At 71.9% G+C, this 21,228-nt stretch carries 19 protein-coding genes and 2 tRNA genes; 18 read left to right on the forward strand and 3 right to left on the reverse strand.

All coding sequences use genetic code 11. The features are described 5' to 3' along the window. Positions 1–49 precede the first annotated feature (49 nt). Both BJ965_RS25750 and BJ965_RS25755 read left to right on the forward strand, forming a co-directional pair. On the forward strand, positions 50–616 hold the full coding sequence (locus BJ965_RS25750; protein WP_449343240.1) for an SCO2584 family spore wall biosynthesis protein: 567 nt from the start codon (positions 50–52) through the stop codon (positions 614–616). A gap of 89 nt (positions 617–705) precedes the next feature. Further along, entirely contained in the window at positions 706–1,782 is a 1,077-nt protein-coding gene (locus BJ965_RS25755) for an SCO2583 family membrane protein (RefSeq protein ID WP_184911203.1), read from the forward strand. 29 nt (positions 1,783–1,811) lie between these two features. Here BJ965_RS25755 and BJ965_RS25760 read toward each other — a convergent pair whose 3' ends face one another. Beyond that, positions 1,812–2,933 carry a M48 family metallopeptidase gene (locus BJ965_RS25760; RefSeq protein ID WP_184911205.1) on the reverse strand — a complete coding sequence of 374 codons (1,122 nt, stop codon included), beginning with the start codon at positions 2,931–2,933 and terminating at the stop codon, positions 1,812–1,814. A 123-nt stretch (positions 2,934–3,056) separates the two neighbouring features. Between BJ965_RS25760 and BJ965_RS25765 the strand changes: the two genes are divergently transcribed. From BJ965_RS25765 to BJ965_RS25810, 10 genes are all read left to right on the forward strand, one after another. Further along, positions 3,057–3,215, forward strand: a complete 159-nt coding sequence (locus BJ965_RS25765; RefSeq protein WP_184911207.1) for a hypothetical protein — start codon at positions 3,057–3,059, stop codon at positions 3,213–3,215. A gap of 164 nt (positions 3,216–3,379) precedes the next feature. Beyond that, positions 3,380–3,544, forward strand: a complete 165-nt coding sequence (locus BJ965_RS25770; RefSeq protein ID WP_003990192.1) for a hypothetical protein — start codon at positions 3,380–3,382, stop codon at positions 3,542–3,544. Between the two features lie 85 nt (positions 3,545–3,629). Continuing rightward, positions 3,630–4,373 (forward strand): nicotinate-nucleotide adenylyltransferase, encoded by a 744-nt coding sequence (gene nadD / locus BJ965_RS25775; RefSeq protein ID WP_184911209.1) that lies wholly within the window; start codon positions 3,630–3,632, stop codon positions 4,371–4,373. 16 nt (positions 4,374–4,389) lie between these two features. Further along, on the forward strand, positions 4,390–6,111 hold the full coding sequence (locus tag BJ965_RS25780; protein ID WP_184911211.1) for an LCP family protein: 1,722 nt from the start codon (positions 4,390–4,392) through the stop codon (positions 6,109–6,111). Between the two features lie 104 nt (positions 6,112–6,215). Next, complete coding sequence (gene rsfS / locus BJ965_RS25785) at positions 6,216–6,662, forward strand: ribosome silencing factor (protein WP_031108827.1); 447 nt, start codon at positions 6,216–6,218, stop codon at positions 6,660–6,662. After that, a complete protein-coding gene (locus BJ965_RS25790; RefSeq protein ID WP_221514168.1) occupies positions 6,653–7,327 on the forward strand; it encodes a histidine phosphatase family protein in 675 nt (224 codons plus the stop codon). Before rsfS ends, BJ965_RS25790 begins: the two co-directional genes overlap by 10 nt. Positions 7,328–7,401: 74 nt before the next feature. Continuing rightward, positions 7,402–7,474, forward strand: a tRNA-Ala gene (locus BJ965_RS25795). 200 nt (positions 7,475–7,674) lie between these two features. Next, positions 7,675–7,848, forward strand: coding sequence for a hypothetical protein (locus BJ965_RS25800; RefSeq protein WP_104780615.1), 174 nt, complete (start codon positions 7,675–7,677; stop codon positions 7,846–7,848). A gap of 3 nt (positions 7,849–7,851) precedes the next feature. Further along, positions 7,852–8,085: a hypothetical protein gene (locus BJ965_RS25805; protein ID WP_006136074.1), complete on the forward strand. Its 234-nt coding sequence runs from the start codon at positions 7,852–7,854 to the stop codon at positions 8,083–8,085. Between the two features lie 97 nt (positions 8,086–8,182). Next, positions 8,183–8,255, forward strand: a tRNA-Ala gene (locus BJ965_RS25810). Positions 8,256–8,375: 120 nt separating this feature from the next. On the opposite strand, the gene BJ965_RS25815 is transcribed toward BJ965_RS25810, so the two are convergent. Both BJ965_RS25815 and BJ965_RS25820 read right to left on the reverse strand, forming a co-directional pair. Beyond that, positions 8,376–9,986, reverse strand: coding sequence for an NADH-quinone oxidoreductase subunit NuoF family protein (locus tag BJ965_RS25815; protein ID WP_184911215.1), 1,611 nt, complete (start codon positions 9,984–9,986; stop codon positions 8,376–8,378). Beyond that, complete coding sequence (locus tag BJ965_RS25820; RefSeq protein ID WP_184911217.1) at positions 9,983–11,248, reverse strand: ferric reductase-like transmembrane domain-containing protein; 1,266 nt, start codon at positions 11,246–11,248, stop codon at positions 9,983–9,985. The genes BJ965_RS25815 and BJ965_RS25820 overlap by 4 nt, the downstream gene beginning before the upstream one ends. A gap of 469 nt (positions 11,249–11,717) precedes the next feature. On the opposite strand from BJ965_RS25820, the gene leuS reads away from it, so the two are divergent. The 6 genes from leuS to BJ965_RS25850 all read left to right on the forward strand — a co-directional run bounded on the left by leuS (position 11,718) and on the right by BJ965_RS25850 (position 21,219). Then, positions 11,718–14,597: a leucine--tRNA ligase gene (leuS, locus tag BJ965_RS25825; RefSeq protein ID WP_184911219.1), complete on the forward strand. Its 2,880-nt coding sequence runs from the start codon at positions 11,718–11,720 to the stop codon at positions 14,595–14,597. A 200-nt stretch (positions 14,598–14,797) separates the two neighbouring features. Then, positions 14,798–15,610 carry a hypothetical protein gene (locus tag BJ965_RS25830; RefSeq protein WP_184911221.1) on the forward strand — a complete coding sequence of 271 codons (813 nt, stop codon included), beginning with the start codon at positions 14,798–14,800 and terminating at the stop codon, positions 15,608–15,610. A gap of 72 nt (positions 15,611–15,682) precedes the next feature. Then, positions 15,683–16,528 carry a DegV family protein gene (locus BJ965_RS25835; protein ID WP_184911223.1) on the forward strand — a complete coding sequence of 282 codons (846 nt, stop codon included), beginning with the start codon at positions 15,683–15,685 and terminating at the stop codon, positions 16,526–16,528. Positions 16,529–16,647: 119 nt separating this feature from the next. Beyond that, the gene (locus BJ965_RS25840; RefSeq protein ID WP_184911225.1) at positions 16,648–17,775 is read left to right on the forward strand and encodes a ComEA family DNA-binding protein; all 1,128 of its coding nucleotides are present in this window, start codon (positions 16,648–16,650) and stop codon (positions 17,773–17,775) included. Continuing rightward, positions 17,772–20,384 carry a ComEC/Rec2 family competence protein gene (locus BJ965_RS25845; RefSeq protein WP_184911227.1) on the forward strand — a complete coding sequence of 871 codons (2,613 nt, stop codon included), beginning with the start codon at positions 17,772–17,774 and terminating at the stop codon, positions 20,382–20,384. Before BJ965_RS25840 ends, BJ965_RS25845 begins: the two co-directional genes overlap by 4 nt. Positions 20,385–20,388: 4 nt before the next feature. Continuing rightward, a complete protein-coding gene (locus BJ965_RS25850; protein ID WP_184911229.1) occupies positions 20,389–21,219 on the forward strand; it encodes an arylamine N-acetyltransferase family protein in 831 nt (276 codons plus the stop codon). The last annotated feature ends 9 nt before the right edge of the window (positions 21,220–21,228 follow it).

A 21,228-nucleotide genomic window follows, 5' to 3' on the forward strand; every position in this document is an offset into this window, starting at 1 on the left:
ATTTCCGTACCGTCTGCCCAAATTGACCCCCCAGGTCTACTCTGGATTCGTGCCGGAGGACGTGGGGGGCACGCCGTTTCCGGACGGCCGGGAGCCCGACGACGACCACGACCGCGGGGTGTCGGACGAAGAGTTCGCCTCCGTGGTCTTCGACGAGGCCTTCGTACGCGCGGCCGTGGTGCACGAGCCGACAGCGGTGGAGCGCCTCCTGGCCGCCGCACAGGCGAGAGCCGAGGCCTCCGAGGCCGAGTCGCGCCGCGCCCACACCAGAGGCGAGCGCTACGACGATCTGTACGGTCCGGACGGGCGCGGCGATTTCGGCCATGACCCCGAGCTCGACGAGCTCGACGTCGTCGAAGGCCACTACGGCAGCACCGGGCCGTACTCCAAACAGGTCCGCTGGCACCGCCCCGTCGCCTGGCTGCTCGCCCTCGTGATGGGCATCGGCATGGTCGCCCTGGCCTTCACGGCGGTCTACCGCGGCGCGTCCTCCAACCGGGACGAGCCCGCGCCGCCGCCCGCCTCGGCCGGCCTGGAACAGGGCGGCGGAGCCTCCCCCTCGGCGTCCGCCGACTACTCCCAGCCGGCCGTCTCCGTGATCCCCCGCAGCCCCTGACCGGAACCCGCCCATCCTGGTGAGAACCTGTCAGAACTTGTGGAGCAGCCGGGCGTTTACCCGAGCTTCCGGCGACCTACCCTGAAGATATGGGCGGGCCTGGAAACCCACCTGAGGGGAGTCCCGAGGGCGCCCCCGGAGGTGGAGAGGACGAGTACCGATCCGTCGTCTTCGACGAGTCGTTCGTCCGTGCTGCCCGCCTCCAGGAGTTCTCCGCGCAGGAGCGCATCGCCGACCACGCGCCCGCCGTGCGTCGCCGGCCGCCCCTGCGCCGGGGCCTGTCCCGGCAGGCCCTGGTCCTGGTCCTGCTGATCGCCGTCGCCTTCGGCACCGCCATCTACATGGGCGTACGGCACCCCTACCAGGCCCCCGCCGCCCGCGAGCCCGTCGAGCCTCTCCGGATGACCGTCATCCCGCTCGCCCCCGAGGGCAAGGTGCCCGGCAGGGCCGACCTGGCGTACCTGTACGAGCACAGCCCCGCCGCCCAGTTCCGGACCGGCGCGGAGGGCGTACCGCTGCCCGCCTCGCGGCGCACCGCGCACTTCTCGGACAGCCAGGTCGTGAGTGCCCTGAGCACCGCCAAGGACTACATCGTGCGGTCGGCCCTCGACCCGGAGGTGCTCACGGGCGGCGAGGTCCGGGCCGTCCGTGTGCTGCTCGACCCCGAGCAACTGGACCAGTTCGACCAGAGCTTCGCCCGCCCCACCGCCGACGGACGGCACGCGCCCACCGGCTGGCTGGTCCGCTTCGACCCCTCGAGGGCCGAGCTCGCCGACCACAGGGTCCGGGTCCAGGGCACGCTGCAGGCCGCCGAGGCCGACTCGTCCACGCTCGAGGTCACCGCCGACCACACGTTCGTGTACGCGCTGCGGGCGACCGGGTCCGGCTCCGGCGGCAAGGACGAGGTGTCCCTGTTCACCCTGCGGCGCGAGCTGCACTTCCGCTTCGACCGCGACGACCTGCGCCTGCACCAGACCCAGCTCGTCGTCTCCTACGTCCAGGCCGGCCCGCTCTCCTGTGCCGAGGACTCCACGAACCACCTCCGCCCCCTCCTGGCCGGCCAGACGGCCAAGGAGGGCGGCCCCGCCGGCACCGACCCGTACGCCACGGGCAGCGCGACGGCACTGTGCGGCACGCTGGCGACGAGCGCGCAGCCGAAGGTCTGAGGGGCCCGAGAGGGCCGATGGATCCGGGGCTAGCTCGCGTCGCGCGGCGGCTGGTCGTCCCCCGCGGAGTCCGACGGGCCCGTCTCCGGCCCCTGGGGCGGCTTGGGGGAGGCGTTCGTGAAGCCGCCGAAGCCGCGGCGGACCCGGTCGCCCAGGTCGCCGGCGCCGCCCGCGAGGTCGGTGACCAGCTTCATCAGCGGGTCCTTGGAGCTCTTCACATGCGTGCTGTAGTGGTTGGCCGACTCGCGCCAGGAGTCCCGGACCGAGGTGTCCTTGTCCTCGTCGCGCCGCGGGTAGTGGCCGTCCATGATCCGCTGGTAGTCCCGCGACTCGGCCCACTTCTTCAGCTCGGCCGCCCGTACGGTGGTGAAGGGGTGGGAGCGGGGCAGCACGTTGAGGATCTTCAGCACCGAGTCGCGCAGGTCACCGCCCGCCTCGTACTCCTCGGCCTGGGCGAGGAACGCGTCCACGTTCATCTCGTGCAGGTGGTTGCCGCCCGCGATCTTCATCAGACCCCGCATGGAGGCCTGCAGATCCTGCCCGACCAGCAGCCCGGCCCGGTCCGCGGACAGCTCCGACTTGCGGAACCACTCGCGCAGCCCGGTCACGATCGCCATGATCGCGAGGTTGCCCAGGGGGATCCAGGCGACCCGGACGGCGAGGCTGGTCAGGAACAGCAGGATCGTCCGGTAGACGGAGTGGCCGGACAGCGCGTGCCCCACCTCGTGTCCGACGACCGCCCGCATCTCCTCCTCGTCGAGGAGCTCGACGAGGCCCGTCGTGACGACGATGATCGGCTCGTCCAGACCGATGCACATAGCGTTCGGCTGCGGGTCCTGGTTCACGTACATCGGCGGGACCTTCTCCAGGTCCAGGATGTAGCAGGCGTCCCGCAGCATCACGTTCAGATGGGCGAACTGCTGGTCCGAGACCCGCACCGAGTCGGACAGGAACAGCAGCCGCAGACTGCGCTCGGGCAGCAGGCCGCTGAGCGCCTTGAACACCGTGTCGAATCCGCTCAGCTTGCGCAGCGCCACCAGGGCGGAGCGGTCGGCCGGGTGCTCGTAGGTGCGCGAGGAGATCCCGGGGAAGCGCCTGCGCTGCCTGCTCGGCACGTGCTCGTGACCGTTGTGCTCGTGGCCGTCGGACATGTCTTCCCCCAGCGTCTGGTGTGACCTTTGCGGCCCTTTGTGCGGCCTTTTGCTTCCCCGAGGCAGAGCCCAGCCTAGGCGGAGTTACGGTGGTCGGGCAGTACAGCGAAGGAGACCACCGCCATGGAGCACCACCCCGCATCCGCCTGGCTCGCCGGGGCCGCGAACGCCGCCGAGGGGCAGGGGCCGGGGTTGCTGCGGATCGTGCTGATCGTGATGATCCTGGGCTGTGCGCTGACCGCGTGGTTCCTGCTGCGTGGCTACAGACGGAAGGACGACTGAGGCCACGCGAAGGTTCCCCGCCGGGCCCCGGGACCGGCCCCGGCGGCGGCGCGCGTGACCGGTCGCGGCACGAACAAGCGGAGTCGGGGTGATCGCGGAACGGGCGCCCGCTTACGATGAGCCGACGTCTTTAACCCGCCCTCACGCGATAGGTCCTGCCGAAGATGAGCTTCCACAGCACCGCTGCCCAGTTGGTCACCCTCGCCGCCGAGGGCGAAGAGCACGGCGGAAACCACGAGAGCCTGAGCCCCTACCTCACCGGTGGTGGCGCCCTCTTCATCCTGCTGCTCCTGCTGTGGATCACCACCCGCTTCAACCGCGACCGCTGAGACCGGCAGGGCATCCCGCCGAGGACGCCCGGGGGACCACGGGGGCGGCCGGAGCCCTCAGGCAGGGCCGGTAGGGTCTGCACGCATGGGAGAGCAGGACATGCCTACCGGTCCGGCGAACGAGACGCCGCACGACCCGGCACAGGACACGGCGAGCGGAACCGAGCGACACTCGGAGCCCCGCCGTGCCTCCGCGGTGGCCGGACGGACCGACGGCCCCGGAAAGAGCCCGTCGCGACCGGGCAAGCGCCGCCTCGGTGTCATGGGCGGCACCTTCGACCCGATCCACCACGGGCACCTGGTGGCGGCCAGTGAGGTCGCCGCGGCGTTCCGTCTGGACGAGGTGGTCTTCGTGCCGACCGGCCAGCCCTGGCAGAAGACCCACCGCAGCGTCTCCCCGGCCGAGGACCGCTACCTGATGACGGTCATCGCGACCGCCGAGAACCCGCAGTTCTCCGTGAGCCGCATCGACATCGACCGGGGCGGCCCCACGTACACCGTGGACACCCTGCGCGACCTGCGCGCGCTCAACCCCGACACGGACCTGTTCTTCATCACCGGCGCCGACGCGCTCGCCCAGATCCTGACCTGGCGGGACAACGAGGAGCTGTTCTCCCTGGCACACTTCATCGGAGCCACCCGGCCGGGTCACCACCTGGACGACGCCGGACTCCCGGAGGGCGGTGTCTCGCTCGTGGAGGTTCCGGCTCTGGCCATCTCCTCCACGGACTGCCGTGCGAGAGTCGCCAAGGGCGACCCCATCTGGTACCTGGTGCCGGACGGCGTCGTGCGCTATATCGACAAGCGCGAGCTGTACCGCGGCGAGTGAGCCGAGAGGGGCACCGGTGAACGACCGATACGACTCGGGGGCCGCGGGATACGGCGCCGACCAGTACGAGCTCGTCGGCTACGACGAGTACGGCCAGCCTGTCTACCGGCAGGTCCAGGCGCAGCAGGCCCAGCAGCAGCCCTACGACCCGTACACCCAGCAGCACCAGCAGGGCTACGGCTACGACCCGTACGCGCAGCAGGGGCAGCAGTCCCCGCCCGCGTACGACTACGGCACCGGCGGCCGGCCCGCCCCCGACTACGGCTCCTACGACCCGTACGGGACCGCCACGCACCAGGGCGGTGCCGCGCAGGGCGTCCCGCACGACCCCTACGGCCAGGCCACCGCCGGTACCACCGGCCGGCAGCCCCGGGTCGCCGAACAGACCGCCCGGCAGACTCCGCACATCCCGCAGCAGGCCGGCCCCGACCACGACCAGGAAGCCCCCGGCGAGCCGCAACGGGAGTACCACACCGAGCAGTTCGCCTTCGTCGAGGAGCCGGACGCCAACTCCGAAGACGTCATCGACTGGCTGAAGTTCACCGAGAACCGCACCGAGCGCCGCGAGGAGGCCCGGCGCCGGGCCCGCGGCAGGATCGTGGCCCTGGTGGTCGTCCTCGCGCTCGCCGCGGCCGGCGGCGTCGGCTACCTCTGGTACGCGGGGAAGCTGCCCGGCCTGTCGTCCGAGGACTCCAAGGCGGGCACCGCGACGGCCGCGGGCGCCCAGAAGCGCGACGTGATCGTCGTCCACCTGCACGACACCAAGGGCGGCGGCACCTCCACGGCCCTCCTCGTCGACAACACCACCACCGAGCGGGGCACCACCGTCCTGGTACCCAACTCCCTCGCCCTGACCAGCGACGACGGCACCACGACGACGCTCGCCAAGTCGGTGGAGGACGACGGCTCCGACGGCACCCGTGATGCGCTCGACACGGTCCTCGGCACCGACATAGAGGGCACCTGGCGCCTGGACACCCCCTACCTGCAGAACCTCGTCGACCTCGTCGGCAACATCGACGTCGACACCGACGCCGAGGTGCCCGACCCGGCCGCCAAGAAGAAGGGTGAGGCCCCGCTGGTCAACAAGGGCCGGGACCAGACCCTCAGCGGCAAGATGGCGGTCGCCTACGCCACCTATCGCGCTCCCGGCGAGGCCCAGAACGCCCAGCTGGAGCGCTTCGGCCAGGTCGTGCATGGCGTCCTGCGCAAGATGTCCTCCGACCCGCAGGCCGCGACGACCACCATCCAGACCCTCGCGCAGATCCTCGACCCGTCCCTCACCGACAAGGACCTCGGCACCTTCCTCGCCGGGCTCTCCGACCTCGCCAAGGGCGGCGACGTCAAGACCGACCTGCTGCCCGTCCAGAACGACGGCACGCTCAGCGCCCAGGCGAGCGCGCGGGTCGTCAAGAACGTCCTCGGCGGCACCGCCAAGAGCCCCGACAAGGACGCCGCCGTCAGCGTCTCGGTGCAGAACGCCACGGGCGTCAAGGACAACACCGAGAAGGCCCGGGTCGTACTCCTCAACGGCGGCTTCACCTTCCTGGAGAGCGGCACCGGCACCGCCCGGACGACGTCGGAGGTCGTCTACGCCGACGCCGCCGGCAAGGCGAACGCCGCCGAGGTCGCCAAGACCCTCGGCCTGCCCGCGGGGTCCGTCACGAAGGGCAAGACCTCGGGGAACGCCGACGTCTCCGTGGTCCTCGGGCAGGACTACAAGCCGTCGGCCGGCTAGCCGGCGAAAGGCCGCTCCCTACGTGATCCCCGTCATCGCGTGGGGAGCGGGCGGCGGTCCGTGAGACCCTTGGTGGCAAGTGCCCGCCGACCGAAAGCCTTGTAGTGACCGTGACCGACCGCTCTCACGAGCTGATCAACACCGCCGCCCAGGCGGCCGCCGACAAGCTGGCCCACGACATCGTCGCCTATGACGTCAGTGACGTGCTGTCCATCACGGACGCCTTCCTGCTGGCCTCGGCGCCCAACGACCGCCAGGTCAAGGCGATCGTCGACGAGATCGAAGAGCGCCTCTCGAAGGAGCTCGGCGCCAAGCCGGTGCGCCGCGAGGGCGACCGCGAGGCCCGCTGGGTCCTGCTCGACTACGTCGACATCGTCGTCCACGTCCAGCACAGCGAGGAGCGCGTCTTCTACGCCCTGGAGCGGCTGTGGAAGGACTGCCCCGAGGTCGAGCTGCCCGAGGAGGCCAAGGCCACCCGCGGGAAGGCCGAGGAGCACGCCAAGCTGCGGGCGGCCGAGGAGGCGGCGGAACTGGACGGTGACTGGCGGTGACCTCCTTCAGTGAGGCGTCCGCCGGGAAGGGCCGCGGCCGTCGCGTCATCCTGTGGCGGCACGGCCAGACCTCGTGGAACGTGGAGCGCCGTTTCCAGGGCAGCACGGACGTCGAGCTGACCGAGACCGGTATCGCCCAGGCCCGCCGCGCCGCCCGGCTGCTCGCTTCCCTGAGGCCGGACGCCATGGTCGCCTCCGACCTGCGGCGCGCAGCGGCCACGGCCGCCGAGCTCGCCACGCTCACGGGCCTCGACGTCACCCACGACGAGGGGCTGCGGGAGACCTACGCGGGCGTCTGGCAGGGCCTGACGCACGACGAGATCATCGCCCGGTACGGCGAGGAGTACGCCGCGTGGAAGCGCGGTGAGCCCGTCCGCCGCGGCGGTGGCGAACTGGAGACCGAGGTCGCCGACCGCGCCGCCCCCGTGGTGCTGCGGCATGCCGAGAAGCTCCCCGACGACGGCACGCTCGTCGTGGTCAGCCACGGCGGCACGATCCGCACCACCATCGGCCGCCTGCTGGGGCTCGATCCCCACCACTGGGAGAGCCTCGGCGGACTCTCCAACTGCTGCTGGTCCGTGCTCGGCGAAGGCGCCCGCGGCTGGCGTCTGCTGGAGCACAACGCCGGCACCCTGCCGGAGCCGGTGCTCGGCGACGACGACTGACCCCGGATTTCACTTTCCGGCAGGTCGCAGGCTAAAGTTCTTCTTGTTCGCCCCGCCAGGCGGGGAGAGCGCAAGGGGCTATAGCTCAGTTGGTAGAGCGCCTGCATGGCATGCAGGAGGTCAGGAGTTCAATTCTCCTTAGCTCCACGTCAAGATCCCGTTCCCACTCAGGGGGCGGGATTTTTCGTGCTCCGGCTTGAGTCACTCGGGCTCGCTGAGGCGTATACCTCTACGGCCCCGCCGGGTGCCGTGTCCGGACTGGTACTGAGGCGTCGCTGACCGTATTGGTCCGGCCGTGGCAGAATCAAACGGCCGGAAGGGGGCGCGGCCCGACGGGAGGAGTAGCGATGCCTGCGAGCATCCTCGAGGAGGTCGACCACCTCCTCGAAGCAGCGTTCACACGGGACATGTCCACCCGCCTCAGCTGCCCTTCCTGCGGTTCCGCGCACGTGGCCCAGATGCTCGGCGACAACGGCGGGATTTCCTACGTGTGCACGGCCTGCGGCCACAGCTGGAGCTGATCGATGGGTGCACACAGGCGGAAGTGCGACTGGTGCGGCAGCGGGACTCCGATCGTCCGCGACATGGAGCCGATCAATCCCGACTACCAGTACTGGTGCGAGGAATGCGCGCGGGCGCTGATCATAAAAGGCGACCCGATCGAGACGTACCGCGAGTTGGAGGGCGAGCCGATCTACGGCCGGCTCCTGGAGGAGCACTGCACGCTCAAGCGGTTCTATTCGTTCGTCACGGCATAACGGGCATTTCGGTCAAAGCGAAACCGATTTGGTGTTGGGCCTGATGGGCCAGTAATGTTGGCGTCGCCGCCGGGGAAACCCGGGGGAGCACCGGCAAGGGGCTATAGCTCAGTTGGTAGAGCGCCTGCATGGCATGCAGGAGGTCAGGAGTTCAATTCTCCTTAGCTCCACAGCAGATGAGAAGGCGGGCCATCCGATTCGGATGGCCCGCCTTCTTCGTGTGCGCGTCCTTCGTGCCCGGAGCCCGGGAGTGCTCACGGCGGGCCCACAGGGGCCCGCCGTGTCGGTGCTCAGCGGCCGAGAGCGCGGCGGCCGCGGCCCTGGGAGAGGACCGGGAGGTTGCGGGACGGCGCTCCCGGCGCGCTCGCCTCCTCGAGGCGCAGCGCCAGGGCCGGGCACCGGCGCACCGCGCGTAGAGCCTTGGCCTCGGCGTAGCGCGGTACCTGCGCCTGCGCCACGGTCGGGAAGCCGTCGGCGCCGAGCTGGAACACCTCGGGGAGGATGTCCGCGCACAGCCCATGGCCCCGGCACAGCGTCCAGTCCACGTAGATCTTCTGGCGGCTGGGGCCGTTCTCCTCCGACTCTCCGCCGCCCGGGATGCCCGTGGGGGCCCTGCCGCCCTCGAAGAGCGGCAGAACGCCCTCCACGGGCCGTCCGCAGCCGTTGCCGAGGACATGGGCGGCCAGGTCGTCGGTGAAAGCCTTGATGGTCGACTCGATGAACATCGCGGAGCCGTCCGGGTGCGAGCACGCACCGCGCCGCTTCACGTTCTTGGCGACCTGTTTGAGGGCCTCCAGGGCGGCCGGTCCGCCGCCGTTGAGGATGTCCTCCAGACCGCGTGCGGCGGCCGGCAGGCCGAGGTAGCAGGGGCCGCACTGGCCCGCGCTCTCCTCGGCCAGCCACTGCGCCACCCGCAGCGACTCGCCCAGTGGGCAGGTGTCCTGAGTGATCGGCAGAATCGCGCCGGCGCCCAGTGCGCCGCCCACCGCGTCCAGGGAGTTGCGGGAGACGACTGCCTCGTTGACCGTCGCGGCGTCGATCCACTTGCCGTGGTAGCCGCCGGTGAGCACGCCCTGCGGCACCGGCGGGGCGCCGGCGAGCTGCAGGACGTACCGGAGCGGCACGCCCGTCGGGACCTCGATCACCATGGGGCGGGCGACCGCGCCGGAGACCGTGAGCATGACGGTGCCCGGCTCGTCGTACAGGCCGGTGTTGCCGTAGCGCTCCGGGCCGATGCGGGCGGCGATCGCGAGCTGGGCGAAGGTCTCGGCGTTGGACAGCAGGGTGGGTGCCCCGCCGACGCCGTTCTGCGAGGCGCTGACCTTGCGGCCGGGCGGGACGGCCGGGCCGCCGTCGATCGAGCGGATCAGCGACGCGGCGGCGCCGGTGACCATGCGGACCGGGTTGCGCTGGACGCGCGCGCGCAGCGCCGACCGGCGGCCGTTGTTGAGGCCGCGTTCGGCGAGCGCGGCCTCCATGGAGCGCTGGGTCGACTCACGGGTGACCCCCACCACGAGCGTGCGGGCACCCAGGGCCTCGGCGCACAGCAGCGCGCCGTCCAGGATCAGATGCGGGGCACGGTTGATCAGCACCGTGTCCTTGCGGCAGGCCGGCTCGTCCTCGCTGCCGTTCACGACGACGACCGGCCGGACGCCGCGCTTGATCGCCGCGTCGGCGACCGAGCGCAGCTTCTTGTGGAAGGGGAAGCCCGCGCCGCCGCGGCCCTTCAGGTTGATGCGTTCGGCGAGCTGCGCGAGCTGCTCGCCGCCCATCGGTTCGAGCGGCCCGTGCACCTTGAGGTGCATGGGCAGATCGAGCCGATCGACAAGGTCGAAGCCTGACGTGAGCTGGGGAAGACCGACCACGCGGACTTCGGGTACGTCGGGCAGGGCCTCGTTCACTTAAAGCCTCCGGAAGGCGTGTTCCAAGGTTCGCCCGATCCCGGTGCGTCGAAGTCATAGGACGCACCGGGGTTTGGTTCATTGGCGGGACCGCTGTTGTACGTGTCGTTCGGGTAGTACGTGTCGTAGACGGCATTCGTCTCACCCGTGTCGTACACGTCACTCGATCCATAGCCGGCGGCGCCTGGATTGCCATAGGCCGGGATGCTTTGTCCGGTGTCCTGCAGGGGGTCGTAGGGCGGGATGTTGAAGCCCGTGTCCTGGAGCGGGTCGTAGGCCGACGGCGGGGCCTCGCCGACCGGGGGCGGGGACGGGATCGGCCAGTTGCCCGAGGTGCTGGAGAGTCCGTCCACGGTCGGGATGGTCTCGGTGGGCTGCATGTCCAGCGGCAGTTGCATGCTGGTGGTCGGCCCGGGCGCGAAGGCCTGCCCGCCCTGGGGAGGGCCCGAGACGGCCCGGTAGGCCGCGGCGAAGCCGTTCGCCGGTTCTTTGGCCGCGCCGCGTTCCGCCTTCTCGTACAGCGGTCCCGTCGGGGACGCCGTGGGACGCGCGGACGCTCCCCGGCCGTCCTGGTCGCCGCGCGCGAACCCGCCCGCCGCCCGGGCCCGGCTCTCCTCCAGGTCCCTGCGGCCCAGACCCTCGCCGGGTCCGATCATCGAGGCGACCTTGTCGGCGACCTTGCGCTTGACCTGGCGCGGAGCCGCACGCAGGGCGAGCGCTCCGGCCACGCCGGCCAGGGACAGGCAGTACAGGATGACGAAGATCGGCTTGGCGGAGCGACCCGCGTAGAGTCCGTGGACCAGGGCGGCGCACCAGGCCGGGTAGGCCAGCATGTGCATGGCTCGCCAGCGCGCCGCGACGGGCGCGGGGGACGCGAAGCGGTTGCGCAGCACGCCGGTGATGCCTACGAAGATCATGAGCATGCCCGCCAGGGTGCCCAGCCCGATCAGGAACGACCTGCCCCCGACCACTTCCTCGTCCGTGAACGCCAGCCCGAAGGGGATCACCGCGGCGATCCACGAGGTGTGGGCCAGCGCCAGCTTCACGCCGATGTGCACCAGCAGGAAGACGATCGAGGCGACGGCCGTGGTCCGGTGCACGGCCTGCGCCAGGATGCGGCGGCGCGTGTCGAGGAGGACCCGGTCCTGGGCGATCAGGCCCCAGATCACCGAGCACGTCAGACACACGAGGGACAGCACGCCCGCACCGAAGTTGAGGAATTCGGCGAACGAGTCGTCTGCCGTGGAGTCGTAGGGGTTCACGACGAGCCTCCCCACGTCCCGGCCACCGGGTGTAGGGAGGTGTTACTGCGATGAGGGTTCATGGGGGCAACTCCGAGCGGTTCGGGAAAGCAGCGGTCCCGCTGCCGAACTCTAAGCGGAGCCATACCGATGAGTACGAGGTTTGAGTTATTGCGTTGTTATCAAAGGACAATGTGCCTGGTGTGATGCCCCTTAGTGGCTGTTACGCGAAGTAACTATTGACCTTGGTTCAGCTTTTTGGGCACCAGGACGGGCCCGAGAAGCGCGTCGCGACGCGCTGAGGGCCTGCGGTACCCTAGCGCCATGCGTGCCGTACGCCTTCTGCTTAGCGGGCCGCGCTGATCAGTCCCGGCCACCGGACGAGTCGAGTGGCCGGCATCGGCGCGGCGTCCCCTCCTGTGTGAGGGGATTTTTCGTTTCTCGAACCAGACAGCCGCAGGCAGAGACGATCGATGGAGCTTTGAGGATCATGAGCGAGACGAACCCCGCCGTCACCTCCGAGGTGGCGGCGCCGCACCGCTACACGGCCGCCATGGCTGCCGAGATCGAGGCACGCTGGCAGGACTTCTGGGACGCCGAGGGCACCTACGCCACGCCCAACCCCAAGGGTGACCTGGCCGGTGCCCCGGAGATCGCCGCCCGCCCCAAGAAGTTCATCATGGACATGTTCCCGTACCCCTCCGGTGCGGGCCTGCACGTCGGCCACCCCCTGGGCTACATCGCCACGGACGTCTTCGCGCGCTTCCAGCGGATGACCGGCCACAACGTCCTGCACACCCTGGGCTTCGACGCCTTCGGCCTGCCCGCCGAGCAGTACGCGGTGCAGACCGGCACGCACCCGCGCGTGTCCACCGAAGCCAACATGGAGAACATGAAGTCCCAGCTGCGCCGGCTGGGCCTGGGTCACGACAAGCGCCGGTCGTTCGCCACGATCGACCCGGACTACTACAAGTGGACCCAGTGGATCTTCCTGCAGATCTTCAACTCCTGGTACGACCACGACGCCCGCCGGGCCCGCCCGATCGCCGAGCTGGTCGCCGCGTTCGAGTCCGGTGAACGGCCCGTACCGGGCCACACGCGCGCGTGGAGCGAGCTGAGCGCCGCCGAGAAGGCCGACGTCCTGGGCGAGTTCCGGCTGGCCTACGCCTCCGACGCGCCGGTCAACTGGTGCCCCGGGCTGGGCACCGTGCTGGCCAACGAGGAGGTCACCGCCGAGGGCCGCTCCGAGCGCGGCAACTTCCCCGTCTTCAAGGCCAAGCTGCGCCAGTGGAACATGCGCATCACGGCCTACGCCGACCGGCTGCTGGACGACCTGCAGGAGCTGGACTGGCCCGAGGCCATCAAGCTGCAGCAGCGCAACTGGATCGGCCGCTCCGAGGGCGCCCGCGTCGACTTCCCCATCGACGGCGAGCGCATCACGGTCTTCACCACCCGCCCGGACACCCTGTTCGGCGCCACCTACATGGTGTTGGCGCCCGAGCACCCGCTGGTCGAGAAGTTCACCCCGGCCGCCTGGCCGGAGGGCACCCACGAGGTGTGGACCGGCGGCCACGCGACCCCCGGCGAGGCCGTCGCCGCCTACCGCGCCCAGGCCGCCTCGAAGTCCGACGTGGAGCGCCAGGCCGAGGCCAAGGACAAGACCGGCGTCTTCATCGGCGCGTACGCCACCAACCCGGTCAACGGCGAGCAGGTCCCGGTCTTCATCGCCGACTACGTCCTGATGGGCTACGGCACCGGCGCGATCATGGCCGTGCCGGCCCATGACACGCGCGACTTCGCCTTCGCCCGCGCCTTCGAGCTGCCGATCCACTGCGTGGTCGAGCCGACCGACGGCCGCGGCACCGACACGTCCACGTGGGACGACGCCTTCGCCTCCTACGACGCGAAGATCGTGAACTCCTCCGGCACCGGCGTCTCCCTGGACGGCCTGGGCGTCGCCGAGGCCAAGGCCCGCATCACCGAGTGGCTGGAGGCCGAGGGCGTCGGCGAGGGCACCGTCAACTTCCGGCTGCGCGACTGGCTGTTCAGCCGCCAGCGCTACTGGGGCGAGCCCTTCCCGATCGTCTACGACGAGGACGGCATCGCCCACGCCCTGCCCGAGTCGATGCTGCCCCTGGAGCTGCCCGAGGTCGAGGACTACTCGCCGCGCACCTTCGACCCGGACGACGCCGACACCCAGCCCGAGACCCCGCTGTCGCGTAACGAGGACTGGGTCAACGTCACGCTGGACCTGGGTGACGGCCGAGGCCCGCGCGCGTACCGGCGCGAGACCAACACCATGCCCAACTGGGCCGGTTCCTGCTGGTACGAGCTGCGCTACCTGGACCCGCACAACTCCGAGAAGCTGGTCGACCCGGAGATCGAGCAGCACTGGATGGGGCCGCGCGAGGGACAGCCGCACGGCGGTGTCGACCTGTACGTCGGCGGCGCCGAGCACGCCGTGCTGCACCTGCTGTACGCGCGCTTCTGGTCCAAGGTCCTGTACGACCTGGGCCACGTCTCCTCCGCGGAGCCGTTCCACAAGCTGTTCAACCAGGGCATGATCCAGGCCTACGTCTACCGCGACAGCCGTGGCATCGCGGTGCCGGCCGCCGAGGTGGAGGAGCGCGACGGCGCGTACTGGTACCAGGGCGAGAAGGTCTCCCGGCTGCTGGGCAAGATGGGCAAGTCCCTGAAGAACGCGGTCACTCCGGACGAGATCTGCGCCGAGTACGGAGCCGACACGCTGCGCCTGTACGAGATGGCGATGGGCCCGCTGGACGTCTCCCGGCCGTGGGACACGCGCGCGGTGGTGGGGCAGTTCCGGCTGCTGCAGCGGCTGTGGCGCAACATCGTCGACGAGGCGACCGGCGAGCTGACCGTCGTCGACACCGAGCCCGGTGAGGAGACGCTGCGCGCCCTGCACAAGGCGATCGACGGGGTGCGCGGCGACCTGGAGGGCATGCGGTTCAACACCGCCATCGCCAAGGTCACCGAGCTGAACAACCACCTGACCAAGGTGGGCGGGGCCGTGTCCCGCCCGGTCGCCGAGGCGCTGGTGCTGATGGCCGCGCCGCTGGCCCCGCACATCGCCGAGGAGCTGTGGCGCAGGCTGGGGCACACGGACTCGGTGGTGCACCAGGACTTCCCGGTGGCCGACCCGGCGTACGTCGTCGACGAGACCGTGACCTGCGTCGTGCAGGTCAAGGGCAAGGTCAAGGCCCGGCTGGAGGTCTCGCCGTCGATCTCCGACGACGAGCTGGAGAAGGTCGCGCTGGCGGACGAGAAGGTCGTCGCCGCGCTGGGCGGTGCCGGGATCCGGAAGGTGATCGTGCGCGCGCCGAAGCTGGTGAACATCGTTCCGGCGTAGTCGGCAGGGCGTATGGACCGCTGTCGGGGCCCTTGCCCACGGGCATGACCGCTCTCGGGGTGGTCTCGACGTGCAGGGCCCCTCTCGGGGTGGTCCCCTACGGGCAGGTTCGGGGTTTTTCTGGAACTCCGGACCTGCCCGTTGCGTTTACCGTTGAAGAGCGACGTGAGGCGCCGCGACGTCCTGAGGAGGAGCCCCTTGTGGAAGCAGTGATCGCAGTCTTCGCCCTGCTCTTCGTGCTCCTTGTCGGGCTCGGGGTGTACGCCACGGTGAAGGCGGTGGGCGCCGCCAAGCGCGGCGTGGACCGCGGTATCACCCAGGCCCGTCGCACGGTCGAGGACCACACACTGCGCGCCAAGTCCTTCGTCCAGCCCGGCGCCGCGGGCGAACTCGCCCAGCTCCGGCTGAAGCTGCGCACCTCGATGCGGGCCACCCAGGAAGCGCTGCACGCGGCCGTCGCCGAGGACGAGTCCCTGAAGGAGTCCCTCGGCCTCTTCGAGCGGCTCAGCGCGCACGGGCACGAGCTGGACGGCGAGCTCAGGCGCCTGGAGTCCGAGCCGGACCGTACCGCGCTCGCCGAGCGGCTCCCCGAGCTGCGCGAGCGCACCGAACGCATCACGCACTCGGCGGACTCGCTGCGCTGGGCGGCACGCGACCGCGCCGGCCGCTTCGCGGAGGACGACCTCGACTCGCTCAGCGCGCAGATCGACCTGGAGTCCGGGGCGCTGCGGCACTGGACGTCGCCGGAGCCGCAGCCCGCGCCCTCGCAGGAGTCCGCCGCCTCCGGGCAGCCCGCGTCCTCCTCGCGGCCGGGCTCGCCGTCGTCGCCGCCCGCCACACCGCCGTCGTGGCCCGAGGCCCCCGCCGCCGACGCCGCCACGGCCGGGCAGACCTGGCCGGACACCGCGCGGCCGAGCCCTGATCAGGAGCCCGCGCGGCCCGCCATCACGCCGCCGGCACCGCGGCCGACCTACCCCTGGCAGAAGAAGCCCCGTCCCGAGAGCACCACTTGATCCGGCCGGCGGCCCCGCAGCCCGCAGGGGTCGGGCTGCCGCACGGGCGCTACGGCAGGTAACCTCCAGCTCATGTCCCGCCATGTCGCTATCGTCACCGATTCAACGGCCTACCTGCCGACCCGGACGATGGAGCGTCACGGCATCACCGCGGTGCCCCTGACCGTGGTCCTCGGTGACCGGGCGCTGGAGGAGGGCACCGAGATCTCGACCCGCGCCCTCGCCCAGGCTTTGCAGAAGCGGCGCCCCGTGACGACCTCGCGGCCCGGTCCCGCGGTCTTCGAGGAGACGTACCGCAAGGTCGCCGAGTCCGGCGCCACCGGCATCGTCTCCCTCCACCTCTCCGCCGAACTCTCCGGGACGTACGACGCGGCCGTCGTGGCCGCACGCCGGGCGCCGGTGCCGGTGCGGGTGGTGGACACGGGCATGATCGCGATGGCGCTCGGGTTCTGCGCGCTGGCCGCCGCGGAGGCCGCGGAGTCGGGCGGGACGGTCGACGAGGCCGTCGCAGCCGCCGAGAAGAGGGCCGCGGGCACCTCTGCCTACTTCTATGTCGACACCCTCGACTACCTGCGGCGCGGCGGGCGTATCGGCGCCGCGCAGGCCCTGCTCGGCTCGGCCCTCGCGGTGAAACCGCTGCTGCAACTGGCCGACGGCCGGATCGAGCCGCTGGAGAAGGTGCGGACCGCGTCCAAGGCGATCGCCCGCCTCGAGGAGATCGCCGCCGACCGTGCGGGCAGCGCCCAGGTCGATGTCGCCGTCCACCATCTCGCCGCCCCGGACCGGGCGTCGGCCCTCGCCGACCGGCTGCGGACCCGGGTGCCCGGGCTGGCCGATCTGCACGTCAGCGAGGTCGGGGCGGTCATCGGGGCGCATACCGGACCCGGACTGCTGGGAGTCGTGGTTTCGCCCCGGTGAACGTTGCTGTGAGGCTCCGTCCACCCGTGTGAGTGGCGGAGTTGTCCACAACCGGGGGCTTGTCCCCGGGAATTGACCAAGATCATCGCGGGTGGGCCAAGGTGGCCGATCCTCGTCGCATGGCACTTCGATCACGTTCACACACAGCGACCGCGACCAGTGGGCCGGGCCGGCACCCGGCGTCCGACGGGCGCGTCCGTCATCACCGACGCCCGCCCGGTGTGCGCGGCGGGGCCCGGCAGCGTCATGCCTCGGCGGAGGAACTCCGGCGGCGTGCGGGGGTGTTGTTCGGCGAGCCCGCCGGGCCGACGGGACCTCCAGCGCGGGTAGAGCAGGTCGAACCGGCCGGGGAGCGGCGGGAGTCGGGGCAGGGACCGCCGGGCTCCGGCGACCTCGGCGAGACTCCGCGAGGGCTTGGTGGCCGCCCCGCGCTCGCGGAACCCATGGGCGGTCTCCCCCGCATGGAGGGCGAGGACGTCCGCGCGGGTGAGGGACCCTGGCGGGAGCGGGCCGGGTCGGCACTGCGGGAGCGCATGCCGCTGTGGTTGCAGACCAGGTGCGGTCTGGAGCGGCGGAGTGTGCGGGCTCTGGCGGTGGTGCTCGTCGTCGCCGCGGTCTTCGCCGTGCAGCACTTCTGGGCAGGCCGGACCCAGTCCGTGCGGCCGCCGGAGGTGGTGCGGGCGGCGGTGCCGTTCGGGGAGGGGGAGGAGAGCGAGCAGGCCGGAGGGAAGGGCGCTGCCGGGGTGCCCGACGGGGCTGCTCCGGGGGCTTCCGCCGGATCCGCGAAGGCGAGGGCGCCCGAGATCGTCGTGGACGTGGGCGGCAAGGTGCGCGAGCCGGGGATCCACCGGCTGCCGGCCGGCTCCCGGGTGGCGGACGCCCTGAGCGCGGCGGGCGGGGTGAAGCCGGGCACGGACACCGACGGGCTCAACCGCGCCCGGTTCCTCGTGGACGGTGAGCAGGTGATCGTCGGGGGACCGGCTCCGGCACCGGCTCCCCGGGCGAGCGCTGGTCCGGCTCCCGGCGGCCCGGGCGGTGGGGTGGCTGCGCCGGCCGCTCCCGTCTCCCTCAACACCGCCTCCGCGGACCAGCTCGACACCTTGCCGGGTGTCGGCCCGGTGCTGGCGCAGCACATCATCGACTACCGCACACAGCACGGCGGTTTCCGTTCCGTGGACGAGCTGCGCGAGGTGAACGGCATCGGCGACCGCCGCTTCGCCGACCTGCGCACCCTCGTACGGCCATGAGGAGCCACACCGGCCCGCCCGCGCGGCAGGACGAGACCGCGTCGGGGCTCCGTCCCGCCCGGTCGCCCGTGCACGCCTCCTCCGGCACACGTCTCGGCACCGCCCGGCCGCGCCAGGAGGGCCCGACGGACCTGCGGCTCGTGCCGCCCGCCCTCGCGGCCTGGGGCACGGCGGCGCTGCTGCTGGACGCGTCGCCGACGTGGGTGATCGGCATCGTGACCGGCTGCCTGGCGGCCCTCGGACTGCTGCCGCTGGTCCGACGGCACCGGGCGGCGTCCTGGCCGCGCGCCTCGGCGGCCGCCCTGCTCCTGTGTGTCGCGGCGGCCGCCGCCTCGGCCGGGCTGCACGGGGCGGATCTGCGCCGGGGGCCCGTGCCCGGTCTGGCGCGGGAGTACGCGACGGTGACGGCCGAGGTCGAGCTCACGTCCGACCCGCGACTCACCCGGCCGAAGGTCCGGGGCGATCATGTGGCTCCGACGGCCGTGCTGATCGACGCCGACGTGCGGCGCGTCCAGGAGGCGGGCGGCACGACGGTGACGACACGGGCGCCGGTGCTGATGATCGTGGACGTGGACACGGCCGCCCCGCGCGGCCGGGTGGCGGCCGGTGGGCGCGGGCGGTCACCGTGGCTCGGCCTGCTGCCGTCGACGCGGCTGCGGGTCGGTGCGCGGCTGGCGCCCGCGATGATCGGCGGCGACCGGGTCGCGGCCGTGCTGCGGGTGCGGAACCGGGGCCGACCGGCCGTGGTGGGAGAGCCCTCGGGACCGCAGCGGCTCGCCGGGCGGCTGCGCGCCGGGCTGCGCGAGGCGACCGACGGGCTGCCCGCGGACCCCCGGGCACTGCTGCCCGGCCTGGTGGTCGGGGACACCTCGCGGATCACTCCGGAGCTGGAGGAGGCGTTCAAGGAGACCGACCTCACGCACACGCTCGCCGTGTCCGGGGCCAACTTCACCATCCTGCTCGCGCTGCTGCTCGGCCCGCCGGGCCTGGCGCAACACGTCGAGCGGCGGGGCCTGGCGCCCCGGCTCGGTATCTCCCTGCGCGGGACGGCGGTGCTCGGGGGCGCGCTCTCGCTCGGGTTCGTCATCGTGTGCCGGCCGGATCCCAGCGTGGTGCGTGCCGCGGCCTGCGGAGCCGTGGCGCTGCTCGCCCTGGCGACCGGCCGCCGGAGGTCGATGATCCCGGCGCTGGCGACGGCCGTTCTGCTGCTGGTGCTCTACGACCCGTGGCTGGCGCGCAGTTACGGGTTCCTGCTGTCCGTCGTGGCGACCGGTGCCCTGCTGACGCTCGCGCCGCGCTGGAGCGCAGGACTCCGGCGGCGCGGGGTCCCGCCGCGGGTGGCTGAGGCGCTCGGCGCCGCCGCGGCCGCGCAGGCCCTGTGCGCGCCCATCGTCGCCGTGCTGTCGGCACGGGTGAGTCTGGTGGCGGTGCCGTGCAATCTGCTCGCGGAGTTCGCGATCGCACCGGCGACCGTGCTGGGGTTCGCGGCGCTGGCCACGGCGCCGGTGGCGATGCCCGTGGCCGAGTTCCTCGCCTGGTGCGCGCACTGGCCCGCCGGGTGGATCGCGCGGATCGCCCGGACCGGGGCGGCGCTGCCGGGTGGGGGAGTGGACTGGCCGGGCAGTTGGGCGGGTGCGGCGCTGCTCCTGGCCGTGACCCTGGTCGTGGTGCTCGTCGGACGGCGACTGCTCGGGCATCCCTGGTGGTGCGGGGCCTGCGGACTGCTGCTGGCGCTGGTCGTGGTGCAGCCGCCGCCGCTGACCCGGGCGGTCACGGGCTGGCCGCCGACCGGCTGGCGGCTGGTGATGTGTGACGTGGGGCAGGGCGACGCCATGGTGCTCGCGGCGGGCGAGGGGACCGGCGTGGTGGTGGACGCGGGGCCCGATCCGCGACTCGTCGACCACTGCCTGCGCTCACTGGGCATCAACAGGATCCCGCTGGTCGTGCTCACCCACTTTCACGCCGATCACGTGGCGGGCCTGCCCGGGGTGCTGCGCGGCCGGGCGGTGGGGGCGATCGAGACGACCGGGTTGGAAGAGCCCGCGGAACAGGCCGCGTTCGTGCGGAGGCTGGCGGCGGCGCAGCGGATCCCCGTGACGCGGGCGGCGGCCGGGGAGCAGCGGCGCACGGGGGAGTTGTCCTGGCAGATCGTGTGGCCGCCCCCGAGCCCGCCGCCGGACTCGCCTCCGTGGCCGCCGCCGGGAACGCCTCCAGGAGCCCTTCCGGTCCACCCGCCGGAGCCGGAGGGGCCGAACGACGCCAGCGTCGCCATGCTGGTCCGCACGGCCGGACTGCGCCTGCTGCTCCTCGGAGACCTGGAGCCCCCGGCGCAGCGCGCCCTGGCGAGATCACCCGCGGCCGGGATGCTGGAGGGTGTGGACGTCCTGAAGGTCGCCCACCACGGCTCGGCCTACCAGGACCCGGGCCTCATACGACGGGCGGCACCGCGACTGGCCCTCATCTCCTGCGGCGAGAACTCGTACGGCCACCCGGCGCCCGGCACGGTCGCGGCGCTGCGCGCCGGGGGCGCGGCGGTGCTGCGGACGGACCGGGACGGCGCGCTCGCGGTCGCAGGAGGGGGCGGACAGCTGAAGGTGGCGCGAGACTGAGGGCATGAACTCAGCACAGGTTGATGCCTATCTCCGCCGACTGGGAGCAGAACACCCGGCGTGGCCCACCGTCGACGCGCTGCGGGAACTGCACCTGCGTCACCTGCGGACCGTGCCGTTCGAGAACCTCTCGATCCATCTGGGCGAGGAGATCGTGCTGGAGGAGAAGCACCTGCTGGACAAGGTGGTGGGCGCGCGGCGGGGCGGGTTCTGCTACGAACTCAACGGCTCCTTCGGAGCGTTGCTCGCCGCGCTGGGGTACGACGTGGCGCTGCTGGCGGGGCGGGTGTACGGGGACGAGGGGCGGCTCGGGATCCCCTACGACCATCTCGCGCTGCGGGTACGGACGGTGGACGGGGGCGACTGGCTGGCCGATGTCGGGTTCGGGGCGCACAGCCACCTTCCGCTGGCGTTCGGGGACCGGGGTGAGCAGGAGGACCCGGGAGGCACGTTCCGGATCGTCGAGGCGGGGCCGGACGCGGCCGGGGTGCGCGGCGGGCACGGCACGGTGGACGCGGCGGACCTGGACGTGTTCCGGGACGGCAGAGCGCAGTACCGACTGGAGGTGCGGCCGCGGGCGCTCGGTGACTTCGTGGCCGGGGCGTGGTGGCACAGCACGTCGTCGGGGTCGCATTTCACGCGGTCGCTGGTCTGTTCGCGGGTGACGGAGGAGGGAGGGCGGATCACGCTCAGCGGGCGCAGGCTCACGGTGACGGCGGCCGACGGGACGCGGGAGGAGCGGGAACTGGAGGCGGACGAGGAGATTCTGGGGGTGTACCGGGAGCGGTTCGGGATCGAGCTGGACAAGGTGCCGACGCTGCGAAATCCCGCGTAGACGTCCATT

This window comes from Streptomyces luteogriseus (genome assembly GCF_014205055.1).
Taxonomy (GTDB): domain Bacteria; phylum Actinomycetota; class Actinomycetes; order Streptomycetales; family Streptomycetaceae; genus Streptomyces; species Streptomyces luteogriseus.

Bases quoted from the DNA above. Each gene is read 5' to 3' on its own strand.
- BJ965_RS25755 (WP_184911203.1), top strand. From the start codon at position 706: ATGGGCGGGCCTGGAAACCCACCTGAGGGGAGTCCCGAGGGCGCCCCC.
- BJ965_RS25760 (WP_184911205.1), bottom strand. From the start codon at position 2,933: ATGTCCGACGGCCACGAGCACAACGGTCACGAGCACGTGCCGAGCAGG.
- BJ965_RS25765 (WP_184911207.1), top strand. From the start codon at position 3,057: ATGGAGCACCACCCCGCATCCGCCTGGCTCGCCGGGGCCGCGAACGCC.
- BJ965_RS25770 (WP_003990192.1), top strand. From the start codon at position 3,380: ATGAGCTTCCACAGCACCGCTGCCCAGTTGGTCACCCTCGCCGCCGAG.
- nadD (WP_184911209.1), top strand. From the start codon at position 3,630: ATGGGAGAGCAGGACATGCCTACCGGTCCGGCGAACGAGACGCCGCAC.
- BJ965_RS25800 (WP_104780615.1), top strand. From the start codon at position 7,675: ATGCCTGCGAGCATCCTCGAGGAGGTCGACCACCTCCTCGAAGCAGCG.
- BJ965_RS25805 (WP_006136074.1), top strand. From the start codon at position 7,852: ATGGGTGCACACAGGCGGAAGTGCGACTGGTGCGGCAGCGGGACTCCG.
- leuS (WP_184911219.1), top strand. From the start codon at position 11,718: ATGAGCGAGACGAACCCCGCCGTCACCTCCGAGGTGGCGGCGCCGCAC.
- BJ965_RS25835 (WP_184911223.1), top strand. From the start codon at position 15,683: ATGTCCCGCCATGTCGCTATCGTCACCGATTCAACGGCCTACCTGCCG.
- BJ965_RS25840 (WP_184911225.1), top strand. From the start codon at position 16,648: ATGGCACTTCGATCACGTTCACACACAGCGACCGCGACCAGTGGGCCG.
- BJ965_RS25845 (WP_184911227.1), top strand. From the start codon at position 17,772: ATGAGGAGCCACACCGGCCCGCCCGCGCGGCAGGACGAGACCGCGTCG.
- BJ965_RS25850 (WP_184911229.1), top strand. From the start codon at position 20,389: ATGAACTCAGCACAGGTTGATGCCTATCTCCGCCGACTGGGAGCAGAA.